The organism is Pseudomonas nitroreducens TX1, from assembly GCF_000313755.1.
Lineage (GTDB): Bacteria > Pseudomonadota > Gammaproteobacteria > Pseudomonadales > Pseudomonadaceae > Pseudomonas > Pseudomonas nitroreducens_A.
Window position 1 is genome coordinate 147,775 of the sequence record NZ_AMZB01000128.1, and the last position, 15,190, is coordinate 162,964.

Below are 15,190 nucleotides of genomic sequence, written 5' to 3' on the forward strand. Positions count from 1 at the left end.
CTGGCCGCGCGCGGCGAGAGCCCCTCCTTGGTTTGGTTGACGCCACCGGGTGTTACCGGCGGTGCCGGGACGTCGCGGCGCGCAGCGGTTATCCTTGCTGGCGAATACCGATTGTCGGAGAACCCGTGAGCGAGTCCGCCCTCCAATCCCTGTGGCTGTGCGAGGCCGTGCGCCTGCGCGAGGAGCAGGTCGGTCCCCTGGAAGACAGCGAAGCCAACCGCCGCGCCATCGTCAGCGGTGGCGATCTCGCGCAGCGCCTGCAGAACCGCGCGCTGCTGCTCGCCGAACGCGACGGCCAGCGCGCCGCCCTGCGCACCTGGACCCAGGGCGCGCGGCTGGCGATTTATGTCCTGCTGGCGCTGGCCCTGTTCACCGGCGGCGGCCTGGCGCTCGCAGCGCTGGGCGACGGTGTGCGCCCGGTCAACGTGTTCTGGGCCCTGGCCAGCCTGCTGGGCCTGCACCTGATGACCCTGATTGGCTGGATGCTGGCCTTCTTCGCCAGCGGCGAGGCGGCCGGCGCGCTAGGGCGCCTGTGGCTCTGGCTGAGCGGCAAGCTGGCCCGCGATGCCCAGGCCGCGCAGCTCGCGCCGGCCCTGCTGGTGCTGCTGGACCGCCAGAAGCTGACCCGCTGGGCGCTCGGCCTGCTGGTCCACGGCCTGTGGCTGGTCGCGCTGACCAGCGCGCTGGGCGTGATGCTGGCGCTGCTGGCCACCCGGCGCTATGGCTTCGTCTGGGAAACCACCATCCTCGGCGGCGACACCTTCATCGCCCTGACCCACGGCCTCGGCGCGCTGCCGTCACTGCTCGGCTTCCCGCAGCCCGATTCGGAGCTGGTGCGCGCCAGCGGCGATGCCCTGGTGGCCAGCGAGAACGCGCGTCACGCCTGGGCCGGCTGGCTGGTCGGCATCCTGCTGGTCTACGGCGTGCTGCTGCGGGGCGCGCTCTGGCTGCTCTGCCTGTGGCACTGGAAGCGCGGGCGTGCGCAGCTGGCGCTGGATGTCTCGCTGCCCGGCTACGCCTTGCTGCGCGAACGGCTGATGCCGGCCAGCGAGCGCCTGGGTGTCAGCGATGCCGCGCCGGACGAACTGGTCGAGCCGCAGGCGCGAGCACCGGCGTCCACTGCCGACGGTGCGCTGCTGGTTTCCATCGAGTTATTGGACCGACCGAACTGGCCGCCAAGGCTGCCGGAGAGCATCGCCAACGCCGGCGACCTCGATGACGGCGCCCAGCGCCGCCGCCTGTTGGAACAACTCACCCGCTACCCGCCGGCGCGCCTGGTGATCGCCTGCGACCCGCGTCGCTCGCCGGATCGCGGCACCCTGGCGCTGATCGCCGAACTCTCGCGCTGCGCCGCTGCGACCCGCGTCTGGCTGCTGCAGGCGCCGGCTGGCGAAGCGCTGGACGCCGAGCGCCTGGGCGACTGGCACGCCGGCATCGAGCGGCTGCACCTGCCGCACACCTCGGCGTCGCCCTTGGGCTGGCTGGAGACCGGGCATGACTGATGCGCTGAAACTGGCCGTGGTCGGCCACACCAATGTCGGCAAGACGTCGCTGCTGCGTACCCTGACCCGCGACGTAGGCTTCGGTGAAGTCTCCCATCGCCCCAGCACCACGCGGCATGTGGAAGGCGCGCGGCTGTCGGTGGACGGCGAGCCGCTGCTGGAGTTGTACGACACGCCCGGCCTGGAAGACGCCATCGCCCTGCGCGACTTCCTCGACGGCCTGGAGCGCCCCGGGGAGCGCCTGGACGGCCCGGAGAGGCTGCGGCGCTTTCTCGACGGCAGCGAGGCCCGTGGCCGCTTCGAACAGGAAGCCAAGGTGCTGCGCCAGTTGCTCGCTTCCGACGCTGGCCTCTATGTGATCGACGCCCGCGAGCCGGTGCTGGCCAAGTACCGCGATGAACTGGCGGTGCTGGCCGCCTGCGCGCGGCCGTTGCTGCCGGTGCTGAATTTTGTCGCCAGTCCGCAGCACCGCGAGGAACAGTGGCGCGAGGCCTTGTCCCGTCTCGGCCTGCACGCGCTGGTGCGCTTCGACAGCGTGGCGCCGCCGCTGGATGGCGAGCGCCGCCTCTATGAAAGCCTCGCACTGATGCTGGAGCGTGCGCGCCCGCAACTGGACCGGCTGGTGGCCGATCACGAAGCCCAGGCCGTCGCCCGCCGCGAAGCCGGGGCGCGGCTGATCGCCGAACTGCTGGTGGATGTCGCCGCCTGCCGCCAACTGGTGCCCGCCGGCGATGCGGCGGTGCGCGCCGCCACCGAGACGCTGCGCAACCAGGTGCGCAAGCGCGAAGATACCTGCGTCAAGGCGTTGCTCAGCCTCTACGCCTTCCGCAAGGACGATGCCCGTGCCGCCGACCTGCCGCTGCTGGACGGGCGCTGGGGCGATGACCTGTTCAACCCGGAAACCCTGCGCCAGCTGGGCATTCGCCTGGGTGGCGGCGTTGCGGCGGGCGCGGCGGCGGGGGCGGGGATCGACCTGCTGGTCGGCGGCCTGACCCTCGGCGCTGCCACCGCGCTGGGCGCCATCGCCGGCGGCGCCTGGCAGACCGTCGGCCATTACGGGCAGCGCCTGCTCGGCAAGCTCAAGGGCAGCCGCGAGCTCTCCGTGGACGACAGCGTGCTGCGTCTGCTGGCGCTACGGCAGCGGCAGTTGCTGGCGGCGTTGCAGACGCGCGGGCATGCGGCAGTGGAGGCGATTCATCTGCAATCGCCCGAGGACAAGCAGTGGCGCGAGGGCAAGTTGCCCGAGGCGCTGCGCAAGGCGCGGGCGCATCCCGAGTGGTCGGGGCTCAATGGTCGCCGCCGCAGCGAAAAAAACGAGCGGCAGGAGGCGGTGGCGCAGTTGGCCACGCAGTTGCTCGAACCGTAAGTGCGGTATGGAGGCGGTTCGCGAGCAAGCTCGCTCCCACAGCGACGCTGCTCCTCTGTAGGAGCGAGCTTGCTCGCGAACGCTCTTAGATGAGCGAAACCATCTCCACCTTGGCCTTCCCCTCGCTTACGGTCAGGATCGCCAATGCAATCGGCAGCTTGAACCGGCGCGGCCCCGCGCTGCCCGGATTCAGGTACAGCACCCCATCGCGCACCGCGTTCAGCGGCTTGTGCGAATGTCCCGCCAGCACCACGTCAATGCCCTCGGCTACTGGATCGATGGAAAGCTGCTTGAGATCGTGGATCAGATAGAGCCGGAGCCCGCCCAGTTCCAGCAGCAGCGTTTCGGGCAGCGCGCCGGCCCAGTCGTCGGTGTCGTTGTTGCCGCGCACCACGTGCAGAGGCGCCAGGGCGCGCAGTTGGTCGAGCAGTGGGGCGGGGCCGATGTCGCCCAGGTGCAGGATGCGCTGGCAGCCTTGCAGCGCTGCCAGCGCTTCGGGGCGCAGCAGGCCGTGGGTGTCGGCGATGACGCCGATGCGCAGGGAAGTGCTCATGCCAGGGAGCATAAACCACGACGCCACCCGAGGGTGGCGTCGTGTCTGGATCAGCTGTTGTGCGAGGCCTTCGCGGCGTCGGACTCGGGCAGGAACCAGTTGAGCAGCAGGGCGCAGATGCCGCCGGTGGCGACGCCGGACTCCAGCACGTTGCGGATGGCGTGGGGCATATGCGCGAGGAATTCCGGCACCTGCGAAACGCCCAGGCCCAGCGCCAGGCTGACGGCGATGATCAGCAGCGCGCGACGGTCCAGGTGGGTGCCGGCGAGGATGTTGATGCCCGAGGCGGCGACCGCGCCGAACATCACCATCACCGCACCGCCCAGCACCGGCTCGGGAACGGCCTGGATCACCCCGGCAACGCTGGGGAACAGGCCCAGCACGATCAGCATTGCGGCGATCCACAGGCCGACGTGGCGGCTGGCGACGCCGGTCAGCTGGATCACGCCGTTGTTCTGCGCGAACACGGAGCTCGGGAAGGTGTTGAACAGGCCGGCCAGCAGCGAGTTGGCGCCATTCACCAGCACGCCGCCCTTGATGCGCTGCATCCACAGCGGGCCTTCGACCGGCTGCTTGGAGATCTTGCTGGTGGCGGTGACGTCACCGATGGCTTCCAGCGAGGTCACCAGGTAGATCACCAGCATCGGGATGAACAGGCTCCAGGAGAAGCCCAGGCCGAAGTGCAGCGGCACCGGGATCTGGAAGGCCGGCGCCTCGTGCATGCCGGTGAAGTCGAGGCGGCCCAGGTAGCCGGCCAGCGCGTAGCCAACGGCCAGGGCGATGACGATGGCGCCGCTGCGCATCCACACCACCGGGATGCGGTTGAGGATGACGATGATCGCCAGCACCAGCCCGGACAGCATCAGGTTCTCGCCGTTGGCGAAGGTGCCGTTGGACATGGCGGAGAAGCCGCCACCCATGCTGATCAGGCCGACCTTGATCAGAGTCAGGCCGATCATCAGTACCACGATGCCGGTGACCAGCGGCGTGATCAGGCGCTTCACGAAGGGCAGGATGCGAGACACGCCCATCTCCACGAAGGAGCCGGCCATGACCACGCCGAAGATCGCCGCCATCACCGCTTCCACCGGGGTGCCGTTCTTCACCATCAGCGCGCCGCCGGCGATCAGCGGGCCGACGAAGTTGAAGCTGGTGCCCTGGACGATCAGGAGGCCCGCACCGAACGGCCCGAAGCGCTTGCACTGGACGAAGGTGGCGATGCCGGAGATGACCAGCGACATCGACACGATCAGGTTGGTGTCGCGCGGCGACACGCCCAGCGCCTGGCAGATCAGCAGGCCGGGGGTGACGATGGGCACGATGATCGCCAGCAGATGCTGCAGCGCCGCAAGCCATGCGATGGGCAGGGCGGGGCGGTCTTCCAGGCCGTAGACCAGGTCGGGCTGGTTTTTGGCGGCGGACGGGTTCTCGAGGGAGCTCATGGGCGGCGGTCCGGGAAAAAAGAGCGCGATTTTACTGACCCACGGCGGGATCGCACAGTGCCATGAGGCACGTTGGGATGAGTGGACTGGTCCCATTGGTACTTCTCGCTGTACGAGATCGCCCACTGTGGTCCTGATCGGGTGGTCAGCACCGAACTTTCCGCCGCGCAGGCGGGAGCCGTCTGAATGTAAGGGCCGGCTGGCGTGACTTCACTGGACTGCACCCGGAGCCATCCAGGCCTCCGGCTCAACCCAGAAGGACACGCAGATGCGAAAACAACATGGTTTCACCCTGATCGAGTTGATGATCGTGGTCGCGATCATCGGAATTCTGGCTTCGGTTTCCCTGCCGCTGTATTCGGACTACTCGTCGCGCTCAAGGGCTACGGCAGCCAAGGCAGAACTGTCCGCCGTCAAAACCGCCGTCAGCCTTTGCATCTCCGAAACGGGCAAGGTGGACGACTGCAAGGCGGGTGATTACGGGATTCCGAAGAACTTCGCTGCGACGTCCAACATCACTGGCGACTATGCGGTGGAAAAAGGTGTGATAAAGGCCTCTACTGCGGCCACCGATGCGGATGGGAATGCACTGAAGATCGAGCTGACTCCTACCAAGGCAACGGGCGAGAGCTCGGTCGCCTGGGAGGAGAAAGGAACCATCTGCAATGCGGATCGAGGGCTCAAGCCGGGTTCGGGTGATTGTCCAAAGGCGCCGGCAACCAAGTCATAAGCCATCGCGCTGCATCAATGAAAAAGCCCGGCATCCGCCGGGCTTTTTCATGTCGCCACCAGACTCAACCGTCCAGCAGCGCCTTGTCGCGTACCGCGCCCTTGTCGGCGCTGGTGGCCAGCAGGGCGTAGGCTTTCAGTGCGGTGCTCACCTTGCGCGCGCGCGGCTGGGCCGGCTTCCAGCCGTTCTTGTCCTGTTCGATGCGGCGGGCGGCCAGTTCTTCATCGCTCACCAGCAGGTTGATGCTGCGGTTGGGGATGTCGATCAGCACCTTGTCGCCGTCCTGCACCAGGCCGATGGCGCCGCCAGCGGCAGCTTCCGGCGAGGCGTGGCCGATGGAAAGGCCCGAGGTGCCGCCGGAGAAGCGGCCGTCGGTAAGCAGGGCGCAGGCCTTGCCCAGGCCCTTGGACTTCAGGTAGCTGGTCGGGTAGAGCATTTCCTGCATGCCCGGGCCGCCTTTCGGGCCTTCGTAGCGGATGATCACGATGTCGCCCGGCTTCACTTCGTCGGCGAGGATGCCCTTCACGGCGCTGTCCTGGCTCTCGAAGATCTTCGCGCGGCCTTCGAACACGTGGATGGACTCGTCCACACCGGCGGTCTTCACCACGCAACCGTCGAGGGCGATGTTGCCGTACAGCACGGCCAGACCGCCTTCCTGGGAATAGGCGTGCTCGACGCTGCGGATGCAACCTTCGGCGCGGTCAGCGTCCAGGGTGTCCCAGCGCGTGCTCTGGCTGAAGGCGACCTGGGTCGGGATGCCCGCCGGGCCGGCCTTGAAGAAGGTGTGGACCTTCTCGTCCTGGGTCTGGGTGATGTCCCACTCGGCGATGGCGTCGGCCATGCTCGGGCTGTGCACGGTCGGTACGTCGGTGTGCAGCAGGCCGCCACGGGCCAGCTCGCCGAGGATGGAGAAGATGCCACCGGCGCGGTGCACGTCTTCCATGTGGTACTTCTGGATGTTCGGCGCCACCTTGCACAGCTGCGGCACCTTGCGCGACAGGCGATCGATGTCGCGCAGGTCGAAGGCGATCTCCGCCTCCTGCGCTGCGGCCAGCAGGTGCAGAATGGTGTTGGTCGAGCCGCCCATGGCGATATCCAGGGTCATGGCGTTCTCGAACGCCTTGAAGCTGGCAACGTTGCGCGGCAGCACGGAATCGTCGCCTTCGCCGTAGTAGCGCTGGCACAGCTCCACTGCCAGGCGGCCGGCGCGCAGGAACAGCTGCTCGCGGTCGGCGTGGGTGGCGAGGGTCGAACCGTTGCCCGGCAGGGACAGGCCCAATGCTTCGGTCAGGCAGTTCATCGAGTTGGCGGTGAACATGCCGGAGCAGGAGCCGCAGGTCGGGCAGGCGCTGCGCTCGTACTCGGCGACTTTCTCGTCGGAGCAGGAGTCGTCGGCGGCGACCACCATGGCGTCCACCAGGTCCAGGCCGTGGTTGGCCAGCTTGGTCTTGCCGGCTTCCATCGGGCCGCCGGAGACGAACACCACCGGGATGTTCAGGCGCAGGGCGGCCATCAGCATGCCGGGGGTGATCTTGTCGCAGTTGGAGATGCAGACGATGGCGTCGGCGCAGTGGGCGTTGACCATGTATTCCACGGAATCGGCGATGATCTCGCGCGACGGCAGGGAATAGAGCATGCCGTCATGGCCCATGGCGATGCCGTCGTCCACGGCGATGGTGTTGAATTCCTTGGCCACGCCGCCGTGTTTTTCGATCTCGCGGGCAACCAGCTGGCCCAGGTCCTTCAGGTGCACGTGGCCGGGCACGAACTGGGTGAAGGAGTTGGCGATGGCGATGATCGGCTTCTTGAAGTCTTCGTCCTTCATCCCGGTGGCGCGCCACAGGGCACGGGCGCCGGCCATGTTGCGGCCGTGGGTGGAGGTTTTCGAGCGGTAATCGGGCATGACGGGTTCCTGCGCATCAGGTCTCGGTGGGAGCCGATCCGGGTCTTTCGTGCGGCGGCGTGCAGCGGGTAGGGCTGGCCGGCGAGACCTTGAACGGACTCTGATTTCGTATCGTGAGCGCGGTACGCACCGGATGCAAACAGCAGATGGCCTTGCATGGGCGAGGTCGGCGCGGGGCGTGGCGGGGTCACCGCCTGCGCGGCCGGGGCTCACAGGCCCGCCGGGGGATAAATGGCAGGAATGGACCGATTCTACGCCGGGCCTTGCCGACAGGGAAAGGCTGGCGGTCGGGGCGCGGCGTAGACTGTTGCCATCCTGGCGTGGTCTGAATGGCCACTGGCGTTTTTCCGTCCCCTTGGTTTCAGGAGCAACTTCATGAAAGTCACCCGTATCCTCGTGCTCGCCAGCCTCGTCGCCGGCAGCGCGCAGGCCTCCTCCGATGCGGCCTGGCAGGCGCAGGACAAGCTGCAGCGCGAAGCCTGCCTGGCACTGAGCCATCTGCAGAACAAGAAGGTGCTGGGCTCGCCGGTGCTGTTCGATGACAGCGTGGGCTACACGGCGCTGATGATTGGCGGGACCTATGCGCAGAAACACATGAAGGGCAGGCCTGGCCGCGAGCTGTGCCTGTTCGAGCGAAAGACCGGCAAGGCGGCGCTCAGCGAGGCGGATTCGCTGTTGCCGATCCAGTGACGGCGTGGCGAGAGGCGAGCCGTAGGGCGGATAACGCCTCAGGCGTTATCCGCCATTTCAACCGAGACGGCGGATAAAGCGTTCCGCTTTATCCGCCCTGCACAGGCGAGGGCGCGAGCCATCGGCCATTCGCCGAGATGAAAACGGGGCGCTTCCGTGAGGGGCGCCCCTTTTCCGTTGCCCTGATGCCTCAGCCGTTGGGCAGCAGGCGCACGGTCAGGCTCTTGATGTAGCGGGTTTCCGGGATCGCCAGGTGGACCGGGTGGTCCGGACCCTGGCCGCCGCGCTCGAGCAGCTGGATGTTGCGGTCCAGGTGACGGGCGCTGCCCAGCAGGATGTTCTGCAGGTCGTCCTCGGGCAGGTGCATGGAGCAGGAGGCGCTGACCAGGATGCCGTCCTTGGACAGCAGGCGCATGGCCTGTTCGTTGAGACGGCGGTAGGCGGCCTCGCCGTTCTTCAGGTCTTTCTTGCGCTTGATGAAGGCAGGCGGGTCGGCAACGATTACGTCGAAGCGCTCGTCGGCGGCCTTCAGCTCGCGCAGGGCTTCGAACACGTCACCTTCGACGCAGGCGACCTTGTCGGCCACACCATTGAGCGCGGCATTGCGCTCCACGCCATCAAGGGCAAAGCCGGAAGCGTCCACGCACATCACGTCGCTGGCGCCGAAGGCCGCGGCCTGGATGCCCCAGCCGCCGACGTAGCTGAACAGGTCGAGCACGCGCTTGCCCTGCACATAGGGCTGCAGGCGGGCGCGGTTCATGCGGTGGTCGTAGAACCAGCCGGTCTTCTGGCCGGCCAGCACCGGGGCTTCGAACTTCACGCCGTTCTCTTCCAGCGCGACCCATTCCGGGACTTCGCCATAGGCGTTCGCGACATAGCGCTCCAGGCCCTCGGCATCGCGGGCGCTGGAGTCGTTCTTCCACAGCACGGCGCTGGGCTTGAGTACCTGCAGGAGGGCGGCGAGCACGTCGTCGCGGTGCTTCTCCATGGTCGCCGAGGCGAGCTGGACCACCAGTACGTCGCCGAAACGGTCCACCACCAGGCCCGGCAGCAGGTCGGAGTCGCCGTAGACCAGGCGGTAGAAGGGCTTGTCGAACAGGCGGTCGCGCAGGCTCAGGGCTACGTTCAGGCGGTGAACCAGCAGGGATTTGTCGAGAACGTGCTTGGTATCACGGGAAATGAGACGGGCGCAGATGAGGTTGTTCGGGCTCATCGCGACGATGCCCAGCGGCTTGCCGTTGGCCATTTCGAGGATGGCCTGTTCGCCGGCGCCGAATCCGTTCAGCGGGGTGGCGGCGACGTCCACCTCGTTGCTGTAGACCCACAGGTGGCCGGCGCGCAGGCGGCGCTCGGCGTTGGCTTTCAGACGCAGGCTGGGCAGGGTCATGGGAAGGGCTCCGGCAAAAGAGCGGGATTATAGCGCAGCGGCGTGCGCCCCCGGAGCGCGCTGCGGGTGCTTTTGATCGGCTGGCGCTGAGCAGGCGCGTCGGGCCTAAAGGTTCATCGCGCGCAGCCGATGCAGCTTGATCGAAAGCCGCAGTTCCAGACGCCTCGGCTCTGGGTAAACTGTGCTCCCCGTCAACTTCGCCAGCGCGCCCAATGTCCCAAGAACTTTCCGCCGAACAGATCCGTCAGGCCCTGCAGGGCATCAGCGTGCCGCCGCAGCCGCAGATCATGGTTGACCTGCAGATGGAGCAGTTCATGCCCAACCCGGACCTGAAGGCGATCGCCAAGCTGATCAGCCAGGACCCGGGGCTTTCCGGCGCGCTGCTGAAGCTGGTGAACTCGCCATTCTTCGGCCTGGCCAACCGCATCACCTCCATCCAGCGCGCGGTCAACCTGCTGGGCAGCCGCTCGGTGATCAACCTGATCAACGCCCAATCGATCAAGGGCGAGATGTCTGACGCCACCATCGTCACCCTCAACCGTTTCTGGGACACCGCCCAGGACGTGGCCATGAGCTGCCTGACCCTGGCCAAGCGCATCGGTTACGAGTCGGTGGACGAGGCGTACGCGCTGGGGCTGTTCCACAACTGCGGCATCCCGCTGATGCTCAAGCGCTTCCCGCACTACATGGCGGTGCTGGAGGAGGCCTACGCCAGTGCCAGCGACGAGCGCCGCGTGGTGGATACCGAGAACCGCGTGTTGAACACCAACCATGCGGTGGTTGGCTATTTCATTGCCCGCTCCTGGCGCCTGCCGGAGCACGTCTGCGAGGCCATCGCCAACCACCACAATGCGCTGTCGATCTTCAGCGAAGACAACTCCCGCGATACCCAGCTGAAGAACCTGCTGGCGATCCTCAAGATGGCCGAGCACATCTGCGGCTCCTATCGCGTGCTGGGCAATCAGGACCAGGACCATGAATGGGAAAGCGTGCGCGCGGTGGTGTTGGACTACGTCGGGTTGACCGAGTACGACTTCGAGAACCTCAAGGCGAGCATTCTGGAGTTGGGCGTAGGGCAGGGGACGTATTGACTGGCCATCTCGGCGCGCGGTCGGCCGTCGCGGATAAATCCGCTCCTACGAAAAGCGGACTTCCTTTATGAAAAAAGCCGGGCATCTGCTCGGCTTTTTCGTTGAACGTCGGCAATCAGTCGAGCATGTCGCTGAAACGTTCGTCTTTCTTGTAGGCAATGGTCTGGCTGAAGCCGGGGACCTGGATGCCCTGGTCGCTGATCTCGATGGCCTGCTCGTCGATCATGTCGTTGCCGAAGTTGTAGATGATGTCGAAACGGCCCTGGGTCGCGGCTTCGTCGTACTGGCGAGCGGCAGCGCGGGTAGCTTCGCGGCGCGTCTGGTAGTCGGCGAAGGCGGCATCGCCGTGGCGCTTGCGCAGCATCTTCTCGGTGATCGACGGGGACAGCAGGACGCCGGTGGCGTTGTTGCCGCCGAAGCCCTTGGAGTTGATGAAGCAGACTTCCAGATCGTCGCGGCGCACGTCGCTGTTGGACAGGTCGATGTGGTCCTTGAAGACGTCGTCGGCGAATTTGTCCACGGTCTTGATGCCGGGGATGACGCCGTAACGGAAGGTGCCCAGGGCAGAGATCAGCTGGTCGGCGCTGGCGGTGGCCAGGGAGTGGCCGACGAAGGCCTTCACCGCGGTGACCGGCCAGCCATCGATACCGAAGGCGGTGGCGACGCGGTCGAGGATTTCCGATTCGGTGACGCGGTTGGCCGGGGTGCTGGAGCCGTGGGCGTGGACGAAGCTGTGCTGGCGCACGCTCTTCTCGCCGACGATCTGCGCGGCGGCGGCCACGGCCTTGGCCATGGTCAGGTAGTTGCCCGGGCCGGGAGCGGAGATGGACTTCTTGAAGCCGTCGGCGTTGATGAACACGTCCGGCACCGAGCCATGGATGTCGGCGCCCAGTTCCAGGGCCAGGGCGTCGTCCATCAGCACCACGTACTGCGCGGACTCGGCCAGGGAGAAGCCGCAGTTGTCGCCGAACGGACGGCTGGCGCGGCGGAAGTCGACATCGTCGCGGCCTTCGATCAGGCGCAGGCCTTCCTCGGTGGCCAGCGCACCCATGGCGGCGTAGCCCTCGATGATCTCGGAGGTGATCGGCGCTTCGGCGTTGCCGACGATGGCCACGCGGGCCTGGCCGGTGGTGATGACGTCAATGCCTTTCTGCAGGTTGTACAGGAAGGTGGCGCAGGCGCCGGTGACGCTGCCGGTCATGCCGACGCTGCCCAGCACGTAGGCGTTGATGAAGTCGGTGGGCATGCTGTTGAAGCCCAGCGGCAGCTGCTTGGCCGATACGCGGTGGCCGCGCAGGCGCGATTGCAGCAGGCCGCCGAAGCCGTTCTCGTCCAGTTGGCTCATGATGCTGCTGGAGAACACGGCGATTTCGTCAGGCTGTACGGCGTTGCTGATGGTCTGCCAGTCCAGGCCGGTGGAGCGCACCGCGTCGGTGGCGGCGACCACGGACATCTGCAGGCCGCGCGGGTGGAAGCGCGAGTTGTACAGCTCGCCCGGCTCGAAGCCGGTGGGCAGCTGGCCGGCGGACTTCACCGGCAGGGCGCGGTAGCTGTCGACCTTGAATTCGCAGCTGTCGTGCAGGGTGACACGGACTTCGCCGCCTTCGAGCTCCTCCACCGACCAGTTGGCTGGCAGCGGCTCGGGCAGTTGCTTGCGCAGGGTGGTGAAGGTCACCGGGCTGCCTGCGGCGCTGACGGTCAGGCTCTTGTGGCAGTGCGCGGCGTCGACGTCGAGGTATTGCAGCTCGATGCGGCGGATCAGGGTGGACTGGCGAATCTGCTGTTCGAAGCGGTGCTCGATGGCGGCCGGATCGAGGCTGTTGCCATCGGTGTCCTGGTATTGGCCGTCGACGACCTTGACCAGTTTCATCATCACCGCGAGGCCGGCGAGGGTTTCCTGGCGGGCGGCGGGCTCCATGGACTCGAGGACTGTACGGCGGAACCCATGGTGGAAGGAACTGCGGCCTGCCGCGTTATATCCACCAAAACCAACGATGACCGGTAGTCGAGACATCTCTCGGAAACTCCTTCAGCAAGTGCATCTTGCGCGCCGGACGACGGTGGCCCATGGCGGGGCTGCCCGGTGGCACAAAGCCAGGCGGTGGCTTGTAATGATTCGGAATGCTTTAGCTGACGAGGATGATGACTGCCGAGTCACGCTCGCGCCAGGATTTGACGGAAGAAGGCGACGAATTTCCGGGCAGATCGTGCAGGGACGTATGAATGAAAACGGGAGCCACAGAGGGCTCCCGTTTCTGACAGCAGGCGAAACTCAACGGTATTCGATGCCCGCTTTCTGGGTGCTGACGCGCGTGCCGGACTTGCCCTGGGTGATGGCAACGATGTTTTCCAGCGAGCCGATCACCGCGTCCTTGCCGGTGTTGCGGGCGAACTCCATGGCGGCCTGGACCTTCGGGCCCATGGAGCCGGCGGCGAAGCCGAGGCGCTCCAGTTCGTCCGGGTGGGCCTGGGCGATGGCCTTCTGGGTCGGTTTGCCCCAGTCGATGTAGGCCGCGTCCACGTCGGTGGCGATGATCAGGATGTCAGCTGACAGTTCCTGGGCCAGCAGCGAGGAACACAGGTCCTTGTCGATCACCGCTTCGACGCCGGAGAGTTTCTTGCCGGATTCGTCGTACATGGTCGGGATGCCACCGCCGCCCGCGCAGATGACGATGGTGCCTTTCTCCAGTAGCCACTTGACCGGGCGGATCTCGAAGATGCGCTTCGGACGCGGGCTGGCCACGACGCGGCGGAACTTGTCACCGTCCGGGGCGATGCTCCAGCCTTTTTCCTTGGCGAGGCTCTCGGCCTCTTCCTTGGTGTAGACCGGGCCGATGGGCTTGGTCGGATTCTGGAAGGCCGGGTCCTTGGCGTCCACTTCAACCTGGGTAAGCAGGGTGGCGAACGGCACTTCGAACGGCAGCAGGTTGCCCATTTCCTGTTCGATCATGTAGCCGATCATGCCTTCGGTCTCGGCGCCCAGGACGTCCAGCGGGTAGGGGCTGACCTTCTCGTAGGCCGCACCCTGCAGGGCCAGCAGGCCGACCTGCGGGCCGTTGCCGTGGGCGATCACCAGCTCGTTGCCCGGGGCAACCTTGGCAATCTGTTCAGCCGCGATCCGTACGTTGGTGCGTTGGTTGTCGGCAGTCATGGGTTCGCCACGACGCAGCAGGGCATTGCCGCCCAATGCGACGACGATACGCATATTCATTTCCTCCGAAAGAGTGGAAACGCGCCCGGAGCCTGCGCGTGGCGCGGCTCCGGGGCGGCCCGGCATTACATGTCGGCGAGGGTCGAAACGAGGATTGCCTTGATGGTGTGCATGCGGTTTTCCGCCTGCTCGAAGGCAATGTTGTAGGGGGATTCGAAGACGTCTTCGGTGACTTCGATGCCGTTCTTCAGGTTCGGGTACTGTTCGGCGATCTGCTTGCCGACCTTGGTCTCGCTGTTGTGGAACGCGGGCAGGCAGTGCATGAACTTCACGCGCGGGTTGCCGGCGGCCTTCATCATGTCGGTGTTGACCTGGTAGGGCAGCAGTTCCTTGATGCGCTCGCCCCAGGCTTCCACCGGCTCACCCATGGACACCCACACGTCGGTGTGGATGAAGTCCACGCCCTTGACCGCGACTTTCGGGTCTTCGGTGATGGTGATGCGGGCGCCGCTTTCCTCGGCGAACTTCTTGCAGGCAGCGACGTGTTCGTCGGTCGGCCAGAGTTCCTTCGGTGCGGCGATGCGCACGTCCATGCCGAGCTTGGCGCCGATCAGCAGCAGGGAGTTGCCCATGTTGTTGCGGGCGTCGCCCAGGTAGGCGTAGGCGATCTCGTGCAGCGGCTTGTCGCTGTGCTCGCGCATGGTCAGCACGTCGGCCAGCATCTGGGTCGGGTGGTATTCGTCGGTCAGGCCGTTGAATACCGGTACGCCGGCGAACTTGGCGAGTTCTTCGACGATTTCCTGCTTGAAGCCGCGGTATTCGATGGCGTCGTACATCCGGCCGAGGACGCGGGCGGTGTCCTTCATCGATTCCTTGTGGCCGATCTGCGAGGAGTTCGGGTCGATGTAGGTGACGTTGGCGCCCTGGTCATAGGCGGCGACTTCGAAGGCGCAGCGGGTGCGGGTCGAGGTCTTTTCGAAGATCAGCGCAATGTTGTTGCCTTTCAGGTGCTGCTGCTCGGTACCGGTGTATTTGGCGCGTTTCAGGTCGCGGGACAGGTCGAGCAGGTAGCGCAACTCGCGAGTGCTGTGGTGCATCAGGCTGAGCAGGTTGCGGTTGTGCATGTTGAAAGCCATGGTCTATCTCCTTGTGGGATTCGTTCTCGGCCCTCGTCAGTACAGCTCGTGGCTGGCGGGGCTGGCGGCCCTGGCTAGGGCCGCCACGTGAGGTGCTTGCGCTCTGGTTGAGGTAGTCGCGTCTATCTATATAGTGCGCGGATCAGTAGTCGATCGGGTCGCGGATGATCGGGCAGGTCATGCAGTGACCGCCGCCACGGCCCCGGCCCAGCTCGCCGGCGCTGATGGTGATGACTTCC

Annotated in this window: 13 protein-coding genes; 5 read left to right on the forward strand and 8 right to left on the reverse strand. The window is 66.2% G+C overall.

From position 1 onward, the window contains the following. The first annotated feature begins 125 nt into the window (after positions 1-125). Together C167_RS0124110 and C167_RS0124115 are read left to right on the forward strand one after the other, a co-directional pair. Complete coding sequence (locus C167_RS0124110; RefSeq protein ID WP_017520876.1) at positions 126-1,502, forward strand: DUF2868 domain-containing protein; 1,377 nt, start codon at positions 126-128, stop codon at positions 1,500-1,502. Next, positions 1,495-2,868 (forward strand): GTPase/DUF3482 domain-containing protein, encoded by a 1,374-nt coding sequence (locus tag C167_RS0124115; protein ID WP_017520877.1) that lies wholly within the window; start codon positions 1,495-1,497, stop codon positions 2,866-2,868. Before C167_RS0124110 ends, C167_RS0124115 begins: the two co-directional genes overlap by 8 nt. An 85-nt stretch (positions 2,869-2,953) precedes the next feature. Here C167_RS0124115 and C167_RS0124120 read toward each other — a convergent pair whose 3' ends face one another. After that, positions 2,954-3,421, reverse strand: a complete 468-nt coding sequence (locus C167_RS0124120) for a metallophosphoesterase family protein (protein WP_085988866.1) — start codon at positions 3,419-3,421, stop codon at positions 2,954-2,956. 50 nt (positions 3,422-3,471) lie between these two features. Beyond that, complete coding sequence (locus C167_RS0124125; protein ID WP_017520879.1) at positions 3,472-4,863, reverse strand: uracil-xanthine permease family protein; 1,392 nt, start codon at positions 4,861-4,863, stop codon at positions 3,472-3,474. 268 nt (positions 4,864-5,131) lie between these two features. Here C167_RS0124125 and C167_RS32915 point away from each other — a divergent pair, with 268 nt between their 5' ends. Beyond that, positions 5,132-5,593, forward strand: a complete 462-nt coding sequence (locus tag C167_RS32915; protein ID WP_017520880.1) for a pilin — start codon at positions 5,132-5,134, stop codon at positions 5,591-5,593. Between the two features lie 64 nt (positions 5,594-5,657). Here the strand turns inward: C167_RS32915 and ilvD are convergent, their stop codons facing one another. Then, on the reverse strand, positions 5,658-7,496 hold the full coding sequence (gene ilvD, locus C167_RS0124135) for a dihydroxy-acid dehydratase (protein WP_017520881.1): 1,839 nt from the start codon (positions 7,494-7,496) through the stop codon (positions 5,658-5,660). Positions 7,497-7,871: 375 nt separating this feature from the next. On the opposite strand from ilvD, the gene C167_RS0124140 reads away from it, so the two are divergent. Further along, positions 7,872-8,186, forward strand: coding sequence for a hypothetical protein (locus C167_RS0124140; protein ID WP_017520882.1), 315 nt, complete (start codon positions 7,872-7,874; stop codon positions 8,184-8,186). 190 nt (positions 8,187-8,376) lie between these two features. Here C167_RS0124140 and C167_RS0124145 read toward each other — a convergent pair whose 3' ends face one another. Then, positions 8,377-9,573: a class I SAM-dependent rRNA methyltransferase gene (locus tag C167_RS0124145; RefSeq protein WP_017520883.1), complete on the reverse strand. Its 1,197-nt coding sequence runs from the start codon at positions 9,571-9,573 to the stop codon at positions 8,377-8,379. A 266-nt stretch (positions 9,574-9,839) separates the two neighbouring features. Between C167_RS0124145 and C167_RS0124150 the strand changes: the two genes are divergently transcribed. Further along, on the forward strand, positions 9,840-10,664 hold the full coding sequence (locus C167_RS0124150; protein WP_085988867.1) for an HDOD domain-containing protein: 825 nt from the start codon (positions 9,840-9,842) through the stop codon (positions 10,662-10,664). A gap of 115 nt (positions 10,665-10,779) precedes the next feature. Here the strand turns inward: C167_RS0124150 and C167_RS0124155 are convergent, their stop codons facing one another. The 4 genes from C167_RS0124155 to C167_RS34635 all read right to left on the reverse strand — a co-directional run. Further along, on the reverse strand, positions 10,780-12,678 hold the full coding sequence (locus tag C167_RS0124155) for a beta-ketoacyl synthase (protein ID WP_026079245.1): 1,899 nt from the start codon (positions 12,676-12,678) through the stop codon (positions 10,780-10,782). Between the two features lie 258 nt (positions 12,679-12,936). Then, positions 12,937-13,869 (reverse strand): carbamate kinase, encoded by a 933-nt coding sequence (arcC, locus tag C167_RS0124160; RefSeq protein WP_017520886.1) that lies wholly within the window; start codon positions 13,867-13,869, stop codon positions 12,937-12,939. 71 nt (positions 13,870-13,940) lie between these two features. After that, positions 13,941-14,951, reverse strand: coding sequence for an ornithine carbamoyltransferase (locus C167_RS0124165; protein ID WP_017520887.1), 1,011 nt, complete (start codon positions 14,949-14,951; stop codon positions 13,941-13,943). A gap of 142 nt (positions 14,952-15,093) precedes the next feature. Continuing rightward, positions 15,094-15,190: arginine deiminase family protein (locus C167_RS34635; protein WP_157791871.1), on the reverse strand; the 97-nt coding region annotated here is incomplete at its 5' end.

What these genes read in the sequence shown, in the direction of transcription:
- C167_RS0124115 (WP_017520877.1), top strand. Translation starts at nt 1,495, where the DNA reads ATGACTGATGCGCTGAAACTGGCCGTGGTCGGCCACACCAATGTCGGC.
- C167_RS0124120 (WP_085988866.1), bottom strand. Translation starts at nt 3,421, where the DNA reads ATGAGCACTTCCCTGCGCATCGGCGTCATCGCCGACACCCACGGCCTG.
- C167_RS0124125 (WP_017520879.1), bottom strand. Translation starts at nt 4,863, where the DNA reads ATGAGCTCCCTCGAGAACCCGTCCGCCGCCAAAAACCAGCCCGACCTG.
- C167_RS32915 (WP_017520880.1), top strand. Translation starts at nt 5,132, where the DNA reads ATGCGAAAACAACATGGTTTCACCCTGATCGAGTTGATGATCGTGGTC.
- ilvD (WP_017520881.1), bottom strand. Translation starts at nt 7,496, where the DNA reads ATGCCCGATTACCGCTCGAAAACCTCCACCCACGGCCGCAACATGGCC.
- C167_RS0124140 (WP_017520882.1), top strand. Translation starts at nt 7,872, where the DNA reads ATGAAAGTCACCCGTATCCTCGTGCTCGCCAGCCTCGTCGCCGGCAGC.
- C167_RS0124145 (WP_017520883.1), bottom strand. Translation starts at nt 9,573, where the DNA reads ATGACCCTGCCCAGCCTGCGTCTGAAAGCCAACGCCGAGCGCCGCCTG.
- C167_RS0124155 (WP_026079245.1), bottom strand. Translation starts at nt 12,678, where the DNA reads ATGTCTCGACTACCGGTCATCGTTGGTTTTGGTGGATATAACGCGGCA.
- arcC (WP_017520886.1), bottom strand. Translation starts at nt 13,869, where the DNA reads ATGCGTATCGTCGTCGCATTGGGCGGCAATGCCCTGCTGCGTCGTGGC.
- C167_RS0124165 (WP_017520887.1), bottom strand. Translation starts at nt 14,951, where the DNA reads ATGGCTTTCAACATGCACAACCGCAACCTGCTCAGCCTGATGCACCAC.